The sequence below is a fragment of the Chlorogloeopsis sp. ULAP01 genome (assembly GCF_030381805.1).
Lineage (GTDB): Bacteria > Cyanobacteriota > Cyanobacteriia > Cyanobacteriales > Nostocaceae > Chlorogloeopsis.
The window spans coordinates 387,526-407,829 of record NZ_JAUDRH010000002.1 but is presented as its reverse complement, the minus strand read 5'-3'; the positions used below and the strand labels follow the sequence as shown (position 1 = coordinate 407,829).

Below are 20,304 nucleotides of genomic sequence, written 5' to 3'. Positions count from 1 at the left end.
TCACCAGAAAGTGCCTACTTGTGGAAAAGAGTCTAAATCAGTCACACTAGTTTATTGGTTGATTGGGTGTGAATAAGATGACAATATTGGAGAACAAAGTTGCATTGGTTACAGGTGGCACTTCTGGGATTGGACGCACTACAGCGATCGCCTTTGCTCGTGCTGGTGCTAAAGTTGTTGTTGTCGGACGACGTGAACAAGAAGGTAATGAGACTGTTCGTCTGATTCGTGAGGCAGGAAGCGATGGCTTGTTTGTTCAAGCAGATGTAGCCAAAGAGGCAGATGTAGAAGCAACAGTTGCTGCAACTGTAAACAAGTTTGGTAGTCTCGACATAGCATTTAATAATGCAGGTATGCTTGGTCAAAATGCCTTATTAGTAGAGCAAACAGAGCAAGCTTACGACCGAATCTTTGCAGTCAATGTGAAAGGGGTTTTTCTATGTATGAAGTACGAAATTTCCCAGATGTTGGCTCAAGGCAATGGTGGAGCGATTGTTAATACATCGTCTATCAATGGTTTCCGTCCACTAGCACCAGGTTTTTCAATCTACAACGCTTCCAAAACAGGTGTGATTATGCTGACAAAAACAGCAGCATTGGAATACGCATCACAAAAAATCCGAATTAATGCGATCGCCCCAGGGCCAATCGAAACTGATATGCTAAATCAAGCAACTGGTGGTAATGCCAAAGCTTTCGAGAATTTTGTTCCTGCTGGACGTTTGGGCAAGCCTGATGACATAGCCGATGCTGTTCTGTGGCTATGTTCTAATTCTGCTGATTATGTGAATGGACACACCCTTGCTGTTGATGGAGGGGTGCTGGCAGCTTAACAATTCTATCTGGAAATTATTGTCATACTATTTCACAAAAACTCTCATACAAATACAGGCGGCGTAGAAACGTAAAATTTGAAGCAGCGCGTAGCGGAGAGAAGCACCATGCGGCAATCTCTCCGTAACAGCTAAATAAATTCAAAAATTGGAACTTACTTCATATAATTATTCTCCTGCATATTTACACTGATTGATAATATCTGCGATAAAAGGTCTGTCTGGTAAATTCCAAAGTCGGATGACACAGCTTGAAGTTTGAGGTATAGCATATTGGCATACATCACGAGCTTGAGCATAGTTCAAGCCAGTTTGATCCCAAATCTCTCTCACACACTGCTCTGTGTACTGTGTAGCAGCTTGAATCTTTGGCACTAAGGAGATGGTGGTAACTAAGGAGAGTGAAACTGTAGATATAAATAAAGTCTTTACGGAGGACATAAATCTCATATGCAGACCTCTTAGTCTTGGTAGAAGGTGATAAATGTATTAAAATCCTTATCTGACCGAGTTTAAGCCTGAGAATGACTGAGTAAGGCTGACTTTTGAGCTATTGCATTCATCAGCTATTGCATCCATGTAGAATCTAACTAGCTTAGATGTATCAATATGCCGCGATCGCTCAAGGTTCGACAAGACTTTATAGAAAAAGTTAAGCTAGCAGTAAGACGGAACGGCTTTCCTAGTCAACAGGCTCTCGCTGAGGAACTAGGCATGGCTCGCTCTACAATAGTCAATTTTTTGACTGGTAAACCAGTTGATCGGGCTGTTTTTGTAGATATATGTCAGAAATTAGCCTTAAACTGCCAGGAGATTGCTGAGTTTGACATGGAAACTCCATTAGTTTCTACTACAGAGACTCAGATCGAGTCCAGCAGAAATTATAGAGACTTGGAAGAGACGGACGATGTATCAACCTTTATTGAAAATAAAGAGCCGCTTGCGCATATATGTGCTGTGGAAGCCCAAGTTATGGATTTTGCATTTTATGTAGAACGTCCTCCCATTGAAGAACGTTGTTATTCAGAAATTTTGAAGCCTGGATGTCTGCTGCGAATTAAAGCGCCTTGGCAGACAGGAAAAACAGAGTTAATGTCAAGGTTGATACATTACATCGAACAAAAGGAATATCGAAGAGCGGTTTTGAACCTGCGGGATGCGACTCAAGAAGATTTCAGTAACTTAGATAAATTTTTACAGTGGTTTTGTACTATCGTTGCTAATAGATTAGAGTTGAGTATTAGTGTTGAAGAACACTGGCATAAGAGTCTTGGAAATAGCAAGATTAAATGTCGAAGCTACTTTGAAAAGTATTTATTACCAGGTGAAAACCCCTTAGTTTTAGCTTTAGATGAGGTTGACAGAATTTTCCCCATTCGAGAAATTGCCAGTGAGTTTTTAGGTATGCTGCGAACGTGGCATGAGGATGCTAAAACTCGTCAAATCTGGCGACAATTCCGGCTCATTGTGTTACATTCAGAAATTTACACTGAAGTTGATATCAATCAATCTCCATTTAATGCTGGATATGAGGTGATATTAACAGACTTTAACCAAGAGCAAGTGCTAAATTTAGCACAGAAGTATGGACTGAATTTTGATACAACCAAAGTCACACAGTTAATGGCTACAGTAGGAGGGCATCCTTATTTAGTAGGAGAAGCCCTCAAACAGATAGAGCAACAAAATACAACCCTTGAAGCAGTGCTGCAAACATCTTACACAGTATGGGGAATTTATAGCCGCCACTTAGAACGACATTGGAGAAATTTGCAATCTAATGCTGAATTGGCTCGTGCTTTTGAAAAAATAGTTTTAGCCAACACCCCAGTAGAATTTAGTTCCGAGTTGAATCAAAGTATGGCAATAAAGTTAAATGATTTGGGGCTGGTGAAGCTTTCCAGAAATAGTGTAATGCCACGTTACGAATTATACCGCAAGTATTTTCGCGATCGCTTCCAAAATCTTCCAAAATAATCTATGAGTGCAACGTCCAACAAGAGCAACTCTTATCAAGTAGGAGGAAGTTTGCCAGAGTCTGCTCCTACTTACGTGACACGACAGGCAGATTGTAAACTGTATGAAGACTTAAAAAGTGGTTTTTTTTGTTACGTTTTGAATTCCCGACAGATGGGTAAGTCCAGCTTGCGGGTAAGAACAATGCGAATCCTCCAAAAAGAAGGGTATGCTTGTTGTGCAATTGAAATGAGAGATATTTGCAGTTATGAAGTCACACCAGATGAATTTTTTGGTGGTTTCCTCAGCCTTTTAGTAAGTGGCTTTAATTTAGAAATTGATATAGGAGACTGGTGGGACAAGTATCAGTATATTCCTCCATCAATGCGATTGAGTAAGTTTGTTTGTGAAGAACTGCTAGAAAAGGTTAATCAAAAGATTGTTATCTTCGTCGATGAAATCGATAATGTTCTCAATTTAAAATTCAAAGACGATTTTTTTGCTTTTGTTCGTAGCTGTTATAACCAACGTGCTGACAATTTAAAATATAATCGCCTCACTTTCGCTCTGTTGGGAGTGGCAACACCCACGGATTTAATTGCCAATCATAATTACACACCTTTTAATATTGACAGTCGAGCAGTTGAACTGACAGGCTTTCAACTAGAGCAAACCGAGCCTTTAGAGCAAGGATTGGTTGGGGTAGTTAGTAATCCCAAAGCAGTCTTGAAAGAGGTATTAAAATGGACAGGTGGTCATCCGTTTCTTACGCAATGGTTGTGTCAACTGATTAGCACCTATCCTTTGCCCCTTCATGCTCAACATGAGGCAGAATGGGTAGCTGCGACTGTACGAGAACGGATCATAGAGAATTGGTGGGCGCAGGATAAACAACAGCATTTACAGACAATACGCGATCGCATACTTAGCAATGAGAAGCGCATCTCTCGACTGCTGGGACTCTATCAACAAATTCTACGTTTAGGAGAAATTGAGAGCGATGATAGCTCTGAACAAATGGAATTGCGGCTATCTGGTTTAGTAGTTAAACAGGATGGATTTTTAAGAGTTTGTAATCGCATTTACGAATCTGTTTTTGATCAGACTTGGGTTAAAAAAGAGCTAGCTTCTGTGCGTCCCTATGGAGAAGTGATCGCACTTTGGGAAGAATCTTTATATCAAGACACTTCAAAGCTCTTGCGCGGGCAGTACTTACGAAATGCTCAAGCATGGGCAGTAGGTAAAAGTTTAAGTGATTTAGATTATCAGTTCTTAGCGGCAAGTCTTGAGTTCGATAAGCAAAATATTCAAAGTGCTTTAGATGCAGAAAAAGAGGCAAGTCAAATCTTAAGTGAGGCTAATTTAAAATTAAGTGAAGCTAATCAGACATTGATTACAGCACAACAAAAAAGACAATGGATTATTAGCTCTGGACTTGGCGTATTGTTTCTTACGTTTGTTGTGACAGTAATATTAGTCAGATGGGCAGAAATCCGGGTAAGTAAAGCAGAGTATCAAAGTAAATTAGCAGAAATTGCTGAACTAAATGCTTTATCTACAGTTGATATTACCTCAAACAATCAGCTTGAAGCATTAGTAAATAGTGTAAAGGCAGGTCGTCAATTACTCGAAATTGAAGCCCCAATTGATATCAAAAATCAGGTTGAGAAACAACTCAAGCAAGTACTCAACGAAGTGCAAGAGCGTAATCGCTTAGAAAGTCATAGCACCATAGTCTACAGTGTGGATTTTAGTCCTGATGGTAAGACTATTGCTAGTGCTAGTGGTGATAAAACCATCAAACTTTGGAGGATTGATGGCACTTTACTCATAACTTTCTTGGGTCACAGTAATGCAATTTATAGTGTCAGTTTTAGTCCTGATGGTAAGACTATTGCTAGTGCTAGTGGTGACAACACTATCAAACTTTGGAGCATTGACGGCACTTTACTCACAACTTTATCGGGTCACAGTGATGCAATTTATAGTGTCAGTTTTAGTCCTGATGGTAAGACTATTGCTAGTGCTAGTGGTGACAAAACCATCAAACTTTGGAGTCTAGAAAGGGGCAGTTTACTCACAACTCTCAAAGGGCATCAAAAGGAGGTTTTAAGTGTAAGTTTTAGCCCTGATGGTCAGACTATTGCCAGTGCCAGTGCTGATAAAACACTAAAGCTGTGGAGTAAAGAAGGCAGAGAACTTAAAACTTTAAACGCTCATAACGATGAGGTTTTAAGCGTGACTTTTAACCCTGACGGCAAGACTATTGCTAGTAGCAGTTTGGACAAAACAATCAAGCTCTGGACTAGCGATGGCAATTTGATCGCAACCCTACCTAAACTTAGCTCTGGAGTGTATGGTGTCAAGTTCAGCCGTGATGGCAAGTTTCTGGCTTCAAGTAGTGGTGACAGTACAATCAAGTTGTGGAATAAAAATGGTAGCGAACTTACGACTTTCAAAGGACATAGTAGTGGGGTTGTCAGCGTAAGTTTCAGCCCCGATGGCAAAACTCTTGCCAGTGCTAGTGCTGACAAGAGTATTAAGTTATGGAGTACTCATCATACTTTGCTCACCACTCTCAAGAGTCATGGCGATAGGGTTTATGGCGTGAGTTTCAGCCCCGATGGCAACACCCTTGCTAGTGCCAGTGTTGATAAAACTGTCAAACTTTGGGGTAGAAATGGTCGTCTGCTAAAAACTCTAAGCAGGCATCGTGATAAAGTTTATACAGTAAGTTTTAGCCCCAATGGCAAAACCCTTGCTAGTGCTGGTGAGGACAAAACAATCAAGCTTTGGAGTTTAGATGGCAACGAACCTAAAACTCTCAAAGGTCATAGTCATGCAGTCCAAAGCGTAAGTTTTAGCCCTGATAGCAAAACCCTTGCTAGTGCCAGCGAGGACAAAACAATCAAACTTTGGAGTTTGGATGGTAAGGAACTTAAAACCTTAAAGGGACATAGTGCTGTAGTCAACAGTGTGAGTTTTAGCCCCAATGGCAAAACCTTGGCTAGTGCCGGTGATGATAAAACAATCAAGCTTTGGAGTTTGGATGGCAAGGAACTTAAAACCCTAAAGGGTCATAGCGATGAAGTTCTCAGTATAAGTTTTAGCCCAGATGGCAAAACTCTGGCTAGTGCTAGTAATGACACAACAATCAAACTTTGGAATCTTGTTGATGGTAGAGAACTTAAGACTTTAAAGGGACATAGTCGTAGAGTCTTTAGCGTCAATTTCAGCCCTAACGGCAAAATGATTGCCACAGCCAGTGATGATAAAACAGTCAAACTTTGGAGCCTGGATGGCAAGGAACTTAAAACCTTAAAGGGACACAGTCGTGGTATCAGCAGCGTGAGCTTTAGCCCTAATAGTAAGACTGTTGCTAGTGCCAGTTTTGATAGTGAGATCAAAATCTGGAGCCTTGAGGGATTAGAACTACAAACTTTAAATTTGGATGGACTTTTATTATACAGTTGTAGTTGGCTACACGATTATCTAAAGACAAATACTCGTTTTAGAGAAACAAGTGAATATCGTCTTTGTGATGGCATGAAGACTAACACATCTCAATTTTGACCTTTTCAGTTATCAGTAACAGTTACAGTTATCAGAGATAGCTGTAGCTGTTAAAGTTTTTAAGAGATTTGGAATGAGGATTCGATAGTAACAAATCCATTTAACTCAGCCCTAGCTGCGCCATTCCATCAAAATTTACAATAGCTCAGAAAACCTCATTGAGGCGATCCATCACAAGTAACAGGACGGCACACGTCTTTTTGTTTAATCTTCTTAGCTGTGTATAAATCACCATCTTGCTGGGAATTACTCAGTACACTACCTTGAGTGAGTGACGTATTTGGCAACACCTGTGTAGCAAAGTTCAAACCTGTAATTGCCAACACTGATGGCATTGACATCAACATAGCAAATGTTTTCGTTCTCATGACAAGCCTCTTTTCCAGATCAATTGAGATTTTAGTCATAAATTAATTATTCAATCTCAATTGCCAGTTTTACGGATTTTTGAGACTTTATCGTTTTTTTTGCAGTATATACTTCACCTGGCGAAGCGATAGGCGATCGCGGCATATCGATACTTCTGAGCTAGTTAGATCCTACATTAATGCCATAGCTTCAAAGTCAGCCATACTCAGTCATTCTCAGGCTTTAACTCGGTCAGCAATCCTATTTCATGGAAATATCGCTACTGATAGCACTTCTTAAAAGCGCATATACAGGCGATTGATAAAGTTTCAATTTTTGACTGAGAGAAGATTATGAAAACTTTAGAGCGAAAAATGGTTCCGATGATTGCAGTGACAATAGCATCCTTGCTCTCAGCTATAGGCTCTGCATCAGCAGTTACAATTCCTCGACCTATTCCACCAATTAAGGGCTGCATCTGTAGAGGTCGCTATTTACCACCGAAAATATGCCAGGTAATTCGCTGCGCACAAGAGTTAAATTCTATCACTAGCAGCGAGCAAGCAGGTCTGGATCAACCATTGGGTAGCTCTCAATTATCACCAATTTCCACCGATAACAACAATTTTATTGCAGGACGCTATAGAACCCGTGGCCCTGGTAGTGGCATTAGCAGAAACGCCGATAGCAATCATAAATAGCGATTTGGTGTACAGGATGAAGCGAAAATATTACAGGAGAATTGTCATGTCTTTTCAAAAGTTTGGTTTTGGCTCATTATGTTTTATAGTTGTCAGTGCAGCTTCTACTAGCTTAATGAGTCAAGCTGGAATTGCTGCAACCTCTCAATTGCTGTCATATAAACCATTACCGCCAATAGTCTGCGGTTGCCCACAACCACCAGCCTGGGAAGGGCGCATTAAATCTGTCTACCGTCCAAGAATTTACTGCCCTGATAGCTCACCGCTTGTAAGCACAGTAAAACGTACGTGTCCTGACTTTCGTAAAGCATTCCAGAGTTATACAACTGATCCGAAAAGTTCAGTACACCTTGCCTACGATCCAGAGGCAAGAGAGGCAGCTCGTGTTGAAAGGGAAGCAAGAGATCGTGGTCATTCTCCGAAAGAAGCGCTGGATGCTGTTGGAAAGGGCATTGATACTGGAGAAATGCTAGGGGGAATGGCAGCAGGTGCAGCCATTGGCGGACGCATACTAGGGGGAACTGGTGTCGTAGGTGGAGCCGCGACGGGTGGCGTAGCTGCGGGTATTAGTGGTGCTGTTCGGGGAGGTTATAACTATTGTAAAAGTTGTCACAAGGAATGGCCATAATTTGTCAAGAGGACGAAAACTGTGCTGAATCGTTTAAACAGAAGGCTTTTGGTTCAATTTAGTCTAATAAAGGTTCAGTAGATTGATGTCCATTGATACATAGATTGGTGGGATGAGTATTTAAAAGGAATTTCTGCGGTAGTTGTTACTTAATTGAGTTGCTCACACCACCAATTTTTCTCAAAGGTTTAAAAGCTAAAAACCTCACCTAATTTAGGTTCTAATACGCTATCTAGCAACTTTTTCACTCCTGGCACTGAAGGTTCTTTTACACTATTAAATAAATATGTTTTCACATTCTTTGGCTAGACTTTTATCTCTATCAACCTTGATTTCAGCATTAACTGTTTGCCAGTCCGCAGGTGCAATCACTAGGATTGGCAATGCTCAATTTATACAGAAACAAGCTCTTGGGAATAGTTTGAAAGCTTCTAAAGGAGTTACCTTCCCTTATCAAAATAGTTCTCATCAACCAGATACATTATTATTTGCCTATAAGGAGCAAGCCGCTCAAAAAATTATTATTACAACAGGTTCCGTTCCCAAGGGTGATAGTTTCTCTTTATCCAACAGCAGAATTATCGGAAAACAGTTGAAAATTGATGTGTCCTATGGTGGTGGATGCAAGCAGCATAATTTCAATCTGTATTGGAATGGAGCCTATCAAGAATCATTTCCACCACAGGTAAGAATGAGACTGGTGCATGATGCTAATAAAGATACTTGCAAAAAGTTGGTTAAAAAAACTTTAGTCTTTGACATTCAGAGCCTCCAATCTTCTATCATTCGATTAACTACCAATTTTGGTGACTCTACGTCAATTGACTACACTAAGTAAATCTTCATTATTTAAGTCTACAGGATAAAGCTTGAACGGCAGTTGCTACAACGGGGGATCCCTGTCCACGGGACTATCCTCCGCAATACACTGCCACTCCTACGGTAAGCCGCTCTGCATCTACGCCTATCAGAACTAAGCCTGCCTAATGTAGTGTGATCGCGGAGCGTAACGTACCCTTTTCAAGGGTTGGGTGCGTTAGACTAAAGTCATAACACTTAATTTTTTCAGTAATCAAACCGGATTCCTATAGAAGAATTTTTAACTGAGCAGGATTTGAAAGAAGAGTAGTTGTGTTTAACTTAGATATTCAATCATCACTTAGAACAGATGTTCGCACGCAATTATAAAGATTACTATGTCAAGTAACCATTCATTAACCAAGAAACAGTGCATAAAATTTCAAATCATAGCGCCCAATTGGCTGTTCAGCACTCATTGATAGCACAGAAGCACAGTGAGTTAGTATTGGCTTGTGGAAAGTATCTGCAAAAACGTAATAACCAAACGATAAGAGAGTACGGCTATTTTATTGAAGAATACGGTCAAATTGTACAGCAGTACGCGCAAGAATCGCTAATGTATGCCCAGCTACTAATGCACGGTCAAAACTCAACACAAGTATACACAAAAGCTGTAGAAGCGCATACAAAAGCAGCAAAAGCCTACGGCATGGCAATGACAATGTATAAACGGGTAGTTGAGATGATAATTGAAGGAATGTAACAAACATTTCTCTTGGTAACAGCAATGTCGAAATTACAATCTCTTCAATCGAGTCATGCGAATACTGAATTGAACCTAAAGTTTATCAAGCAAAATTTTTCCACTCTTATAAAAGTTATATCTATATTTCTGATGGCAAGTGCCATAGGATTGGAACTTGGGAATATTTATACCGTAATCACCAACAGTAAACTACCAAGCAATCTGAATTCAATTTTTTGGATAGAGCGCTTTATCGTTGTGATCCATTTTCTTGAGGCAGTCGTAGCAGCTTTGTATGCACCCTTCAAAAAAAAGATGCCCATACAATACGGCATTTATACTTTTTTTGTGGGGACAGTTGGTTTGTTAGAACTCTTTCGAGAATAATTTAGCTAAAATCGACACAATCTCCGCGTCTCAACCGAAGGGGAGCATGGTAACGAGGGGAAGTATGCTGCTTTTGATTCAGGTTGTTATCTGCGTTATTTTAGTGATTTTTGTCGGTACCTGGCTTTCGCAGAGTGCCGATATTCTTGCTGAAAAGACGGGTTTGGGGCGTAGTTGGGTAGGCGCTATTTTGCTAGCTGGTGCAACTTCCTTACCAGAGTTGGCAGTGGGAATCAGTGCAATAGTTGTATTCAATGCTCCGGATTTGGCAGCAGGCGGTATCTTTGGCAGTTGTTTATTTAACTTATTTATTTTGGCACTATTAGATATTTTTACCGGGCCGAGTCCATTGTTGCAACGGGCGCAGATTAGCCATGCTTTAGCCGCAGGTTTGGGATCTATACTACTAGGTGTTGCAGCAGCTGGAATCTTGCTAGCTCAAAGCAACAACAATTTAATTGTTGGTTGGGTTGGTAGTCCGAGTATTGTGCTAATCTTGCTCTACTTAGTCAGCGCTCGAATTATCGCTCAATTTGAGCTACGACGCCGTACTGAAGTACTAGAACGAGAAGTAGAAGTTTTTCAATACGAACATATCAAGCGTCAGCAGGCATATTTGACTTTTGCCACTCTCTGTATAGCAATTGTGGTATTGGGAGTCTGGCTAGCATCACTAGGCGATCGCGTTGCCACAGTGACGGGATTAGGACAAAGTTTTATTGGAGCATTGTTACTGGCAGCAACAACTTCACTGCCAGAAGTCGTCACCGGATTGTCAGCAATTAGACTTAATGCTGTAGATTTAGCAGTTTCTAATATTTTTGGCTCAAATATTTTTAATATGGCAATTTTAGGCATCTACGATCTGGCATACTTCCAAGGGAATTTATGGTCAAATATAAATTCTGTGCATATCTTTACTGGTGTTGTGGCGATGATGATGACTTCCGTGGCAATTGTTGGGTTAATTTACCGTGCTGCCCGTCCATCAAGACTATACATTACTTGGGATGGATTGGCACTGATTTTGCTGTATTTTAGCAGTATGTATATTATTTATCGCAGTTGAGAAGTTGAGAAATTATTTATAAAGTACCTAGTACTCTGTCACAGCAACTTTGCTAAGTAAACAAATTTGTACAGCTAGGAATAAATCTCTTTCTTTATGTACTTTGTGTCCTATCGTGCGGGTAGACACGTAGACGGACTACGTCCGTCTACGCCCAACGCTGAACGGAAGACGCGGAGCGTCTATGTGGTTCCTTATTTAACTCCTCAAAGCTAGTATGACAGACCACTAGTCGTCTATCGCATTAATTCATGATGGTTATATAAGTTCGTAGTAAGGACTTTAGTCCTAAACTGTGAGAGCACTCTTTGTGCTTACTACAAACCTATCAAAACTTTTGCGACAGACCACTAGTCTTCTCCTCTTCTTAGTTTCTAGGAAAAGCTAGGAAACATACTTTTATATTTTCCTTATAAATATCTTATTTTTTAATTCTAAATTACTTAAAAAGCCAAACTTAGTATTCATCCGCTTAACGCCCATTTATATGGTGGGCTTTTTCTTTAGAAATTCGTAGTTAAGTACTAAAAGTACTACTTATAAGCAATGAGTTATGTTTTTATTGATGTTCTATTTCTTGATTCTATACTTAAATTTTAGTAGATGGTAGTTATGAAAATTATGGGTGTATTGGAATTAGTATAGTTGGCTTAATCACTGAAATTAATACAAGTATAGTCCCAAACTTTGGTGGTATAAATGTACGGTCATGAGTTTACCAAGGATTTCGGTATAGCTAATATCGGACAGACTAGTTGTATTTTGATTGTAGAAGATGAAGAAATAATCCAGGAAATGCTAGCTGTAGCATTACAAGAGCAGGGTTATAAAGTTGTAACTATTGCTGATGGACAGTCTGCTGTAGAATACCTTGAGAGTTTTGAACAGGATACAGAAGGGTTTTGCTGTGACCTGATTATTCTCGATCTGATGCTACCTGGTATTAGTGGATTAGATATTTGCCATTTATTACGTTATCAGGGAAACCCAGTACCGATTTTAATCCTTAGTGCTAGGAGTAGCGAAGTTGAACGTATTCTGGGGTTGGAAGTGGGAGCAGATGACTACATGAGTAAACCCTTTAGTATGCGTGAGTTAGTGGCTCGGTGTCGAGCGCTACTCCGCCGCCAACGCATAAGTACTTCACACCAAACAGCAATATTCAAGTTCAAGGAAGTCATATTGAATACTCAAGAGCGCTGTGTACTAGTTCGTGGTCAACAGGTGAATCTGTCACCCAAAGAGTACCGCCTGCTAGAATTGTTCATGAGTTCTTCTCAGCGAGTATGGTCGCGTGAGCAATTACTGGATACAATCTGGGGACTAGATTATGTCGGGGATAGTAAAACTGTAGATGTTCATATCCGTTGGTTGCGTGAAAAATTAGAGCTTGATCCTAGTAATCCTGAATATCTTGTGACTATAAGAGGTTTTGGCTATCGGTTTGGTTGATACTCTCTTGAGGTAATGCAGTTCCAATAGATAGTGTGTTACTTAATATTTTGTTTATCAATAGTCTCTAAGAGTGTGCAAAAAATATAAATGAGTAAATGAGGAATTTCAAGCAAATAAAAAATCCCAATTGTATACAATGCATTTAACTGAACTTTATAAGAATAAAATTTAATTAAATAAAAGCTTACTTTATATTAACTGTATTACAGGCAATTAAGAAGTAGCAAAAATATAGAAACTCCTTCTAAAAATGTGTTTTTCGGTTGTAGAAGTAGTACAATAAGAGTAATTTCAAAGATAAGATAAATCACAAAAATAAGTCAAAAATGTAGTAGATGCAAATTTATATTTTGCTAACAAAACTAAAACTATCACTCTTAAAAGTAAAAGCCCACTCATTCAACTCAAGTGGGCTAATATCAAGTTAACTAAGAGTGGCACAATAAGTTTAGAAAGAAAAAATAAAAAGCTTATAAGTAAATAATAAGAATAGCATTTCCAGCTATATCTATTATTTTTGTATATATCTGCTTATACTGATTTTAATATTCCTTGAGTAGGATAACTAGCTTTAAAATACGCCCTGATGCAAATTTACTTGGTGCTAGATTCATAAATCTGGTACCAATTTTATTTGGCTGATTGTGCTTTATGCTCAGTTAGTCTTTGAATGTTTTGTTAAGAGTAGCTATCACAGAGTCAGACCAATGCTTAAACTCAAATATTGATATCGCTTTCTTACTTCTGATCATACCAGGTGCTACAATCTTCACAACTACTGGCTCCCTTGCCTGGTTGTAGTAACCTTACAGTGGCATTATTCTTCAAGTGATTCCCAAAACAAGTCATTATAAAGATGAAAATTACAGTAATACCAATTTAAAAAATGATTAAGGGCAGATGGATTCACCCAACCCGGACAATGAAGGCGATTTTCAATCCAAAATCCGTCTTGAAAACCTTTGCTCGGAGGAAACCTCCGCACCCTTACGGGAAGACACTCCGCGTCTACAAACTTTTCGCAAAATCAAAAATCCAAAATGGTATAAGCTGAGCAGGAAAGGTGGTTACTGTTGGTAGGTATTCTTAGGTTATTTGTTATCTTTGCAAGATCATAATGTTGTCAAAACTTTGCTGTTTGACTAACAATACTCTATTCTGGAGAAAAATGTATGAAGGAATTATCACCAGATAACTCATTCACACCGATATATTTACAGGTTGTTAGTAATACACCGGGTCGAATCAGGTTGAGATTTTACCAGCAACATCAACAGGCAATTGGACAGATTGCTAAATCTATAGCAGTCTTTTTTCCTCAAGTTGATAAAGTTAAAACCAATTCTCAAGCAGGTACGATCACAATATACTACTCTGGTAGAATTGATAATTTTGAAGATGTTCAGAATAAGTTACAGGCTTTAGGCATTGTTCTCACTGATTCCTTAATCGAAAAACCTCAGTTACCAGCAAAGTTAACTTCAGTTCTGTCTACCGTAGGTGGGCAAGTAAAACAAATAACACAAGATACAGTGGATTTGCGTGTACTTGTACTCTATGCTGCTGTTGCGATCGCTCTTAGGCGAGTACTTCCTCAAGCAGCACGCTGGAAGACAACAGCGTTGTACCTTTTACTTTGGTATGCTTTGGAGAGTTGGGTTAAATTGAGCGATAACAAGGAATCGTCGCTAAACAAGCAATAAATCATCTCTAAAAATTAATTTAAATCTCTTGGCTAATAAGGTTTTTAAGCTTTCTGAGCTAACAGATGAAAGTTATCCTTACTTTACTTTCTCCTAAAAGATAATGACAAAATCAAATTAAATTCTGCTTCATCATAGCTCTAGTAATACCGGGTTTATTAATTTTATATCCTATATATTTGAAAATCACTTGTTCTGTATTTACGCAGATATCCCGCAATTTACTTTATTCCAGCAGCCACCAATATTGCTTGAAAGCGATCGCTACTGAAATTTAACATCTTTGGCTTCAAACGATGATGCTGTGTGAATATAGCTATTTTCCAGATTTAACAGCTTGAAAGTGTTGGTGAAGTAATAAACTCTTTAATTGTTAAGTAATTTTGATCTGGCATTTTGTTCTTTTCTCCTAGCTCACAATGTAGTAAAAATTGTCTATTGCTTTTGGGAGAAACGGCAAGTGTTTGAGCAAATATACACACATCTTGCACCATTTTCAATAGTCACCAGGCTAGCCCACAAATCCTCGTTACTAGGTTCAACCTGGTAACAAGAACTAGAGCATTCTGGCTCTCTCAAAAATTGATGGATTGAGGTTGACGCAGGAACACAGAGAATTTTTAATCTTGCAAAATTACTTTCACAAAATGGTAATAGGTGCTTTGATCAGAATTTGGTTCATGACATGATAAGTGTTTTAGATGAAAATTTATGGAGGTTAAATGCAGCACCTCAGCGAGTTATTAAATATTGAGGACTCAAAATTAGCTTGGGTACTGCGCTTGGGTTTGTGTGGGCTGCGATCGCAATTACAGGAAGCGCTAAAACAAACTACAACAGATCCAGGCAGTACTATGTGTCAGGAACTGTTGCAAGAGTTGGATGAAATTTTGCAATCAAAAATAAGAGAAGTAGGGGATAAAGGGAAAGAAGGGGATGCGGTGACACGCGATCGCGGTGACGCGGAGAAAGAAGGAGACGCGGGGAATATTTTTGATAAATTATCTGCATCTTCAGAGCCTCAAAACCCTTCATGGGAGGATGTGTTTGAGCCAGTTCTAGAGCCTGTTCTATCTGAGGTGACTGGCGAACTCCAACTAAAAGACATCAGTGAAGCTTTGCTTGCCGACAAGGAACTGTCGCCCTATATCGGTGAGTACCAATTTCACAGTAGCAATGATGCTGATTTGTGGAATGAAATGCAACGCTTGCTGCTACGAGTTCCTGAAAAGTTTGCTCACTTGAGACGAGAACGGATTTTGACAGAAGCAACTCAATTAGGTGCTTGCGAAGATAAAACTTCTCTGCGACAGTTAGCTTTCAATCGTAATGAATATATCTACTCTGGCTTGAAAGGCAATATCAGGGCTAATGGATTGTGTTTATCAGATAAAATTAACTTCGATCCGCGATTGACACTTCACACACGAGGCACTGAGTTAGATATCTTAGCAGGCATTGTCACTATATGTCTTAAATTTATCGAGATAGATACGAGTTTACACCATACTCTTAAAAGCGTGGATCGTTTTGGAGTGAGGTCTTTAAGTTTAGAGTCAGAAAGACTGAAGTATATTACAGCACTGATAGACAGATTCCACCGCGTCCTTGGTACTGTCAATGCCGATCCAATTACAGCTCTACGTGCCAAGCTCGATTTAGACGAAGCTATCCACTCTTTAGTATATCTGCCAACCTGCGATCGCTTTTCTTGGTGGGGCAAACTGCAACAAGAGGCACGGCGCACTCTAGATGGAGCAGTTGAAAAAGCGCGTGAAAGCGGCTACCAGGTGCAAATCCGTCCGTTATGGGGAATTTATGCCGATGTTTACGCTTTCTCAAAAGACGATTTACAACTAGATATTGGTGGCGTACCGGGAGAAGTATCCGCTTGTCTGCGAGTTTACGCCAAAATCAGCGATGAGATCCTGCCTGGGCGTGTACTTTTCCGTTCTTCTTGAAAAAAATCTGCCATCCTTTCAGATTGCTAAAGGTAATTCCTCTAGGCTGCTACTAACTTTGTATCCATCTTCGCACAGTAGTCTCATTACCTTGTCTTTGTATTGTTGAAATATAGGATGACGTTTAATTTGAGGATGAGATTCGCTTGGCAGTTGAATTTGTAATTCCTGCTTTACGGTACCCGGTCGTGAGCTTAACACATATATGCGTTGAGATAGAAAAATTGCTTCCTCAACATCGTGAGTAATCATAAAAATTGTGGTGTTGGTACTGCGCCAAATTTCCAGCAAAAATTGCTGCATTGCTTCTTTCGTCTGCACATCCAATGCGCCAAAGGGTTCATCCATAAGTAAAATTTTGGGTTGTGATGCTAAAGCACGAGCGATCGCCACCCGTTGTTTCATGCCACCCGAAAGTTCCTTGGGTAGCGCTTTGGCAAAACCTGACAAACCCACCACTTCTAGATAATAAACCGTCTGTTGTCGCCGTCTTTGTTTGGGTACACCTTGCAGCTTTAAACCAAATTCGACGTTTTCTACAACATTCATCCAGGGATAAAGAGTGTAGCTTTGAAATACCATACCGCGATCTGGCCCCGGCCCTGTCACCTGCATTCCATCAACTAAAATCTCTCCCGCTGTTGGAGTATCCAATCCGGCAATTAACCGCAGCAAAGTTGATTTACCAGAACCACTGGCTCCTACCGCGCAGACAAACTCCCCCTCTTCTATGTGCAAGTTGATGTTTTTGAGCGCAGTCAAGGAACCGCGTCTCGTATTAAATTGCTTGTGGAGTTGATTAACTTTTAAGTGCATATAATTACGATTCCCCCTTTTCTCCTAATCCTTAGCCCATTTACAAGCAACGCGCAGTAACAATCGAAACAAAAGGTCAATTGTTAAGCCAATTAAACCAATCACAATCAAGCCCGCAAAAATTTCATCGGTTTTAAGATATCTTTGAGCGACGCTAATTCTCCGCCCTAAACCTTCTGTCGCCGCCACTAATTCTGAAACTATGACTAAGTTCCAAGATGCTGCCATATTGACGCGGCAAGCATCAATAATATTGGGCAGAATAAATGGAAAAATGACTTGCAGTAAAACTTGTTTTCTTTCCCCACCCAAAGTATAAGTAGTTTCTAGTAATTCCTTGGGAACAAACTTAACTGCATCCATTACCATTAAGGTATTAAAAAATAGCGTGCCGATAAAAATCAGCATAATTTTGGGAGTTTCCCCCAGTCCAAAATATAAAATTAGTAGGGGAATAAAAGCTGGGGCTGGCATATATCGAACAATACCGATAATTGGCTCTAGCAATGCTCGAATGCTGGCAAACGTTCCCATTAAAGTTCCCAAAGGAATGGAAATAATTGCTGCTAGCAAAAACCCAGCCACGACACGAAACAAACTAAAGAAAATATCTTTTTGTAAATCTCCAGTTCCCAAAAGTCTTTGGAATGCATCCCAAACTTGAGTTGGAGTTGGTAGAAACAAAGGTGGAATTAACCCGGTATTAGAAATTATCCACCACAGCAGAATAGGAACAGCTATGGACAAAAACATTAAAGTCCAAGCCAATTTTTTGGGAATATCCTCAGCAATGCGCCAAAAGACAGTTTGTGATAACATTTTCTGAGGTTGCCTAGCGTTCATGACTTGCAAATCTTCAGCATATTGGTTCATGATTTCTGTTTTGCAGCATAGGCTTTGACAAAGCGATCGTCAAAGATTTGATTAAGATTAGGTGCTTGTTTAATCAAGCCAGTTTCTACAAGAAATTTGCTAATTTCTCCAGCAGCATAGTTCAAGGATGTCATGCTTTTACCAGGACTAAAAGCTTGCAAATTCTCCTGTAAAGTAAAGATTTTAGTGCCTGCGTCGTAATCCTTATATTCTGCAACCGAAACCCCAGCTCTTTTCGCCATAATTTCGTAAGCTTTTTCTGGATTTGCTTTCATAAAATCTAAAGTGGCAAACCAAGTATTCACTAAAGATTGCACATCTTGCGGACGTTCATTAATTAGTTGGCGAGTGACAACTAAATGGTCAGGAATTGCACCGGGAAACTCTTTAGAACTAAATAATTCTTTACTGCCAGGACGTGATAAAGCTCTTGTAGTAAAAGGTGCAAAAACTCCAACAGCATCAACTTGCCCGGCAACAAAAGCTGCTGCTGCTGCACCTGTTTCTAATGGTTGAAATTGAATATCAGCTGGAGTTAAACCAGCTTTTTTTAAGCCCAATAATAAAAGAAAATGGTCAACAGTTCCTTCTTCGGCAGCAATTTTTTTACCTTTTAAATCAGCAATACTATTAATCCCTTCTCTGACAATAATTTTGTCATTTCCAGTTGAATTATCGTTGACTAAAACGATAACTTGATCTGAACCTGCTGCAACTGAGCTAATCGTATCATTCAAGGTTTGAGTATTCGCATTTAGTTGCCCTGCCCTGAGAGCATTAATGGAATCTAAATAGCCATCAAACCACTTCAAATCGACATTAACTTTGTTTGCTGCAAATAACTTTTGTTCTTGGGCTACTTGCCAAGGAAACCAACCAGGCCAAGCACTAAAACCTAGTTGAATTGCTGTAGAGTTGTTGGATGTAGAGGTTTGCGGAGATGGTGTACAACTGACAGCAATAATAAGACTGAGTAAAAAGACTGTAAATAGAGATAGTAAAGTGCGAATTCTCATTGTACCTCACTACTAAATTGTGCATTGATGGAGGTATTGATTATGTTGGTTAAACCAGGTTGATATAGCAATTCTAAATCATTCATAAAGCTCTTTCTTCCTTTTTTATTCGTGTACTTTGTGTCCTTTGTGGTACCCTGCGGGAAGCCGCCTCCGGCATCTACGTTCTTACAAACATTTTTTATAAATCAGATAGGACTACTATAGTCATGCTAGTAGGGTGTTAGCCGTAACGTAATATTCCCAAAAGTTTAATGCGTTACTAAGCTATGAAAACTATAGTTTTTAACCAACCACGAAGCACACAAAGAGCACAAAGAAAGGAAAGAAAAGATTTGAGATACGAATTAGAAATGATGAATAAATTACGTAAGTTTTACTAACTTTTAGCTAGCAGGTGTAAAGCACCATCTTGCTGTTGTTGTGAAGTTTGCGATCGCACCCAATTAAACCAAGTTTCCAATCCCTCGCCAGTTTTTGCAGAAATAGGAATAATTGTCACATCAGGATTCATTTGCCGAACATTTGCTTCAATTCGGCTAATATCGACATCTAAGTAAGGAGCCAAATCGATTTTGGTAATCAAAAGACAATCTGCTTCTTGAAACATAATCGGATACTTGAGCGGTTTATCTTCGCCTTCAGTCACACTCAATAAAGCAACTTTGGCGTGTTCTCCAACTTCAAACTCGGCTGGACAAACTAAATTACCTACATTTTCTATCAACACTAAATCAAATTCGGCAGGATTATATTCATGTTCCAATCGATGAATTCCACCTGCTACCATTTTGGAATCTAAATGACAGGAACGTCCCGTATTAATTGCAATCACAGGGACACCATATTTCCGCAAGCGCTCTGCGTCTAAATCGGTTGTCATATCCCCTTCAATCACAGCAATTTTTAACTCATTACTCAAAATTGCTAGGGTACACTCTAATAGTGCTGTTTTGCCAGCACCGGGACTACTCATGATATTGAAACAAATAATTCCCCACTCATCAAAATGCGATCGGTTGTGATCGGCTCCTTGTTGATTGGCATGGAGCAAGTTAATTCCTAATGCTGCGTCAAAAGTTTGATGCATAATCGTACTCAATTTTGTCAATTTTCAATTCTCTACCTGAGCGAATATCTTCCATTGGAGAATGACAATCAGGACAGGTGTATTGCAACCCAATTTGAGGTGAATATTCTTGTTGGCAACGATGACAAAAGGCGATTAGTGAGGTTTCTTGAATTACTAGTTTTACTCCTTCTAAAAATGTGTTGTGTGTTTGGACTTCAAAAGCAAATTGCAAACTAGCAGGTTCAACGCAAGTAAACTTCCCAACAATTAAATGAATTTGGGAAATGTGAGGCTGTTTTGGTTGAGATTCCCACCAATCTTTTACTGTTAAAATTAGCGCTTTTGTCATGTCAGTTTCGTGCACAAT

Annotated in this window: 19 protein-coding genes; 12 read left to right on the top strand and 7 right to left on the bottom strand. The window is 39.5% G+C overall.

All coding sequences use genetic code 11. The features are described 5' to 3' along the window. Positions 1 to 77 precede the first annotated feature (77 nt). A complete protein-coding gene (locus QUB80_RS05440) occupies positions 78 to 833 on the top strand; it encodes a glucose 1-dehydrogenase (protein WP_289788466.1) in 756 nt (251 codons plus the stop codon). 168 nt (positions 834 to 1,001) lie between these two features. On the opposite strand, the gene QUB80_RS05435 is transcribed toward QUB80_RS05440, so the two are convergent. Continuing rightward, on the bottom strand, positions 1,002 to 1,283 hold the full coding sequence (locus tag QUB80_RS05435) for a hypothetical protein (protein ID WP_289788465.1): 282 nt from the start codon (positions 1,281 to 1,283) through the stop codon (positions 1,002 to 1,004). 159 nt (positions 1,284 to 1,442) lie between these two features. Here QUB80_RS05435 and QUB80_RS05430 point away from each other — a divergent pair, with 159 nt between their 5' ends. Further along, entirely contained in the window at positions 1,443 to 2,810 is a 1,368-nt protein-coding gene (locus QUB80_RS05430; protein ID WP_289788464.1) for an AAA-like domain-containing protein, read from the top strand. 3 nt (positions 2,811 to 2,813) lie between these two features. Continuing rightward, entirely contained in the window at positions 2,814 to 6,362 is a 3,549-nt protein-coding gene (locus QUB80_RS05425) for a WD40 domain-containing protein (RefSeq protein WP_289788463.1), read from the top strand. A gap of 155 nt (positions 6,363 to 6,517) precedes the next feature. On the opposite strand, the gene QUB80_RS05420 is transcribed toward QUB80_RS05425, so the two are convergent. Next, a complete protein-coding gene (locus QUB80_RS05420) occupies positions 6,518 to 6,730 on the bottom strand; it encodes a hypothetical protein (RefSeq protein WP_289788462.1) in 213 nt (70 codons plus the stop codon). 333 nt (positions 6,731 to 7,063) lie between these two features. Between QUB80_RS05420 and QUB80_RS05415 the strand changes: the two genes are divergently transcribed. The 9 genes from QUB80_RS05415 to QUB80_RS05375 all read left to right on the top strand — a co-directional run bounded on the left by QUB80_RS05415 (position 7,064) and on the right by QUB80_RS05375 (position 16,160). Then, on the top strand, positions 7,064 to 7,411 hold the full coding sequence (locus QUB80_RS05415) for a hypothetical protein (protein ID WP_289788461.1): 348 nt from the start codon (positions 7,064 to 7,066) through the stop codon (positions 7,409 to 7,411). Positions 7,412 to 7,457: 46 nt separating this feature from the next. Then, entirely contained in the window at positions 7,458 to 8,039 is a 582-nt protein-coding gene (locus QUB80_RS05410; RefSeq protein WP_289788460.1) for a hypothetical protein, read from the top strand. A 286-nt stretch (positions 8,040 to 8,325) separates the two neighbouring features. Further along, positions 8,326 to 8,877, top strand: a complete 552-nt coding sequence (locus tag QUB80_RS05405; protein WP_289788459.1) for a hypothetical protein — start codon at positions 8,326 to 8,328, stop codon at positions 8,875 to 8,877. Between the two features lie 390 nt (positions 8,878 to 9,267). Then, positions 9,268 to 9,603 carry a hypothetical protein gene (locus QUB80_RS05400; protein ID WP_289788458.1) on the top strand — a complete coding sequence of 112 codons (336 nt, stop codon included), beginning with the start codon at positions 9,268 to 9,270 and terminating at the stop codon, positions 9,601 to 9,603. 24 nt (positions 9,604 to 9,627) lie between these two features. Continuing rightward, entirely contained in the window at positions 9,628 to 9,972 is a 345-nt protein-coding gene (locus QUB80_RS05395) for a hypothetical protein (RefSeq protein WP_289788457.1), read from the top strand. Positions 9,973 to 10,036: 64 nt separating this feature from the next. After that, a complete protein-coding gene (locus QUB80_RS05390; RefSeq protein WP_289788456.1) occupies positions 10,037 to 11,041 on the top strand; it encodes a sodium:calcium antiporter in 1,005 nt (334 codons plus the stop codon). 699 nt (positions 11,042 to 11,740) lie between these two features. Further along, complete coding sequence (locus QUB80_RS05385; protein ID WP_289788455.1) at positions 11,741 to 12,493, top strand: response regulator transcription factor; 753 nt, start codon at positions 11,741 to 11,743, stop codon at positions 12,491 to 12,493. 1,175 nt (positions 12,494 to 13,668) lie between these two features. After that, entirely contained in the window at positions 13,669 to 14,199 is a 531-nt protein-coding gene (locus QUB80_RS05380) for an HMA2 domain-containing protein (RefSeq protein ID WP_289788454.1), read from the top strand. Between the two features lie 722 nt (positions 14,200 to 14,921). Beyond that, positions 14,922 to 16,160: a hypothetical protein gene (locus QUB80_RS05375; RefSeq protein ID WP_289788453.1), complete on the top strand. Its 1,239-nt coding sequence runs from the start codon at positions 14,922 to 14,924 to the stop codon at positions 16,158 to 16,160. An 18-nt stretch (positions 16,161 to 16,178) separates the two neighbouring features. Here QUB80_RS05375 and QUB80_RS05370 read toward each other — a convergent pair whose 3' ends face one another. The 5 genes from QUB80_RS05370 to hypA all read right to left on the bottom strand — a co-directional run bounded on the left by QUB80_RS05370 (position 16,179) and on the right by hypA (position 20,301). Further along, positions 16,179 to 16,976 carry an ABC transporter ATP-binding protein gene (locus tag QUB80_RS05370; protein ID WP_289788452.1) on the bottom strand — a complete coding sequence of 266 codons (798 nt, stop codon included), beginning with the start codon at positions 16,974 to 16,976 and terminating at the stop codon, positions 16,179 to 16,181. Between the two features lie 24 nt (positions 16,977 to 17,000). After that, entirely contained in the window at positions 17,001 to 17,849 is an 849-nt protein-coding gene (locus QUB80_RS05365) for an ABC transporter permease (protein WP_289788451.1), read from the bottom strand. Beyond that, positions 17,846 to 18,865, bottom strand: a complete 1,020-nt coding sequence (locus QUB80_RS05360; RefSeq protein WP_289788450.1) for an ABC transporter substrate-binding protein — start codon at positions 18,863 to 18,865, stop codon at positions 17,846 to 17,848. The genes QUB80_RS05365 and QUB80_RS05360 overlap by 4 nt, the downstream gene beginning before the upstream one ends. Before the next feature lie 379 nt (positions 18,866 to 19,244). Next, on the bottom strand, positions 19,245 to 19,955 hold the full coding sequence (gene hypB, locus QUB80_RS05355; RefSeq protein WP_289788449.1) for a hydrogenase nickel incorporation protein HypB: 711 nt from the start codon (positions 19,953 to 19,955) through the stop codon (positions 19,245 to 19,247). After that, a complete protein-coding gene (gene hypA, locus QUB80_RS05350) occupies positions 19,939 to 20,301 on the bottom strand; it encodes a hydrogenase maturation nickel metallochaperone HypA (RefSeq protein WP_289788448.1) in 363 nt (120 codons plus the stop codon). Before hypA ends, hypB begins: the two co-directional genes overlap by 17 nt. Positions 20,302 to 20,304 lie beyond the last annotated feature (3 nt).

Coding starts and splice junctions, on each gene's coding strand:
- QUB80_RS05440 (WP_289788466.1), top strand. CDS start 78: ATGACAATATTGGAGAACAAAGTTGCATTGGTTACAGGTGGCACTTCT.
- QUB80_RS05435 (WP_289788465.1), bottom strand. CDS start 1,283: ATGAGATTTATGTCCTCCGTAAAGACTTTATTTATATCTACAGTTTCA.
- QUB80_RS05430 (WP_289788464.1), top strand. CDS start 1,443: ATGCCGCGATCGCTCAAGGTTCGACAAGACTTTATAGAAAAAGTTAAG.
- QUB80_RS05425 (WP_289788463.1), top strand. CDS start 2,814: ATGAGTGCAACGTCCAACAAGAGCAACTCTTATCAAGTAGGAGGAAGT.
- QUB80_RS05420 (WP_289788462.1), bottom strand. CDS start 6,730: ATGAGAACGAAAACATTTGCTATGTTGATGTCAATGCCATCAGTGTTG.
- QUB80_RS05415 (WP_289788461.1), top strand. CDS start 7,064: ATGAAAACTTTAGAGCGAAAAATGGTTCCGATGATTGCAGTGACAATA.
- QUB80_RS05410 (WP_289788460.1), top strand. CDS start 7,458: ATGTCTTTTCAAAAGTTTGGTTTTGGCTCATTATGTTTTATAGTTGTC.
- QUB80_RS05405 (WP_289788459.1), top strand. CDS start 8,326: ATGTTTTCACATTCTTTGGCTAGACTTTTATCTCTATCAACCTTGATT.
- QUB80_RS05395 (WP_289788457.1), top strand. CDS start 9,628: ATGTCGAAATTACAATCTCTTCAATCGAGTCATGCGAATACTGAATTG.
- QUB80_RS05390 (WP_289788456.1), top strand. CDS start 10,037: ATGCTGCTTTTGATTCAGGTTGTTATCTGCGTTATTTTAGTGATTTTT.
- QUB80_RS05385 (WP_289788455.1), top strand. CDS start 11,741: ATGTACGGTCATGAGTTTACCAAGGATTTCGGTATAGCTAATATCGGA.
- QUB80_RS05380 (WP_289788454.1), top strand. CDS start 13,669: ATGAAGGAATTATCACCAGATAACTCATTCACACCGATATATTTACAG.
- QUB80_RS05375 (WP_289788453.1), top strand. CDS start 14,922: ATGCAGCACCTCAGCGAGTTATTAAATATTGAGGACTCAAAATTAGCT.
- QUB80_RS05370 (WP_289788452.1), bottom strand. CDS start 16,976: ATGCACTTAAAAGTTAATCAACTCCACAAGCAATTTAATACGAGACGC.
- QUB80_RS05365 (WP_289788451.1), bottom strand. CDS start 17,849: ATGAACCAATATGCTGAAGATTTGCAAGTCATGAACGCTAGGCAACCT.
- QUB80_RS05360 (WP_289788450.1), bottom strand. CDS start 18,865: ATGAGAATTCGCACTTTACTATCTCTATTTACAGTCTTTTTACTCAGT.
- hypB (WP_289788449.1), bottom strand. CDS start 19,955: ATGCATCAAACTTTTGACGCAGCATTAGGAATTAACTTGCTCCATGCC.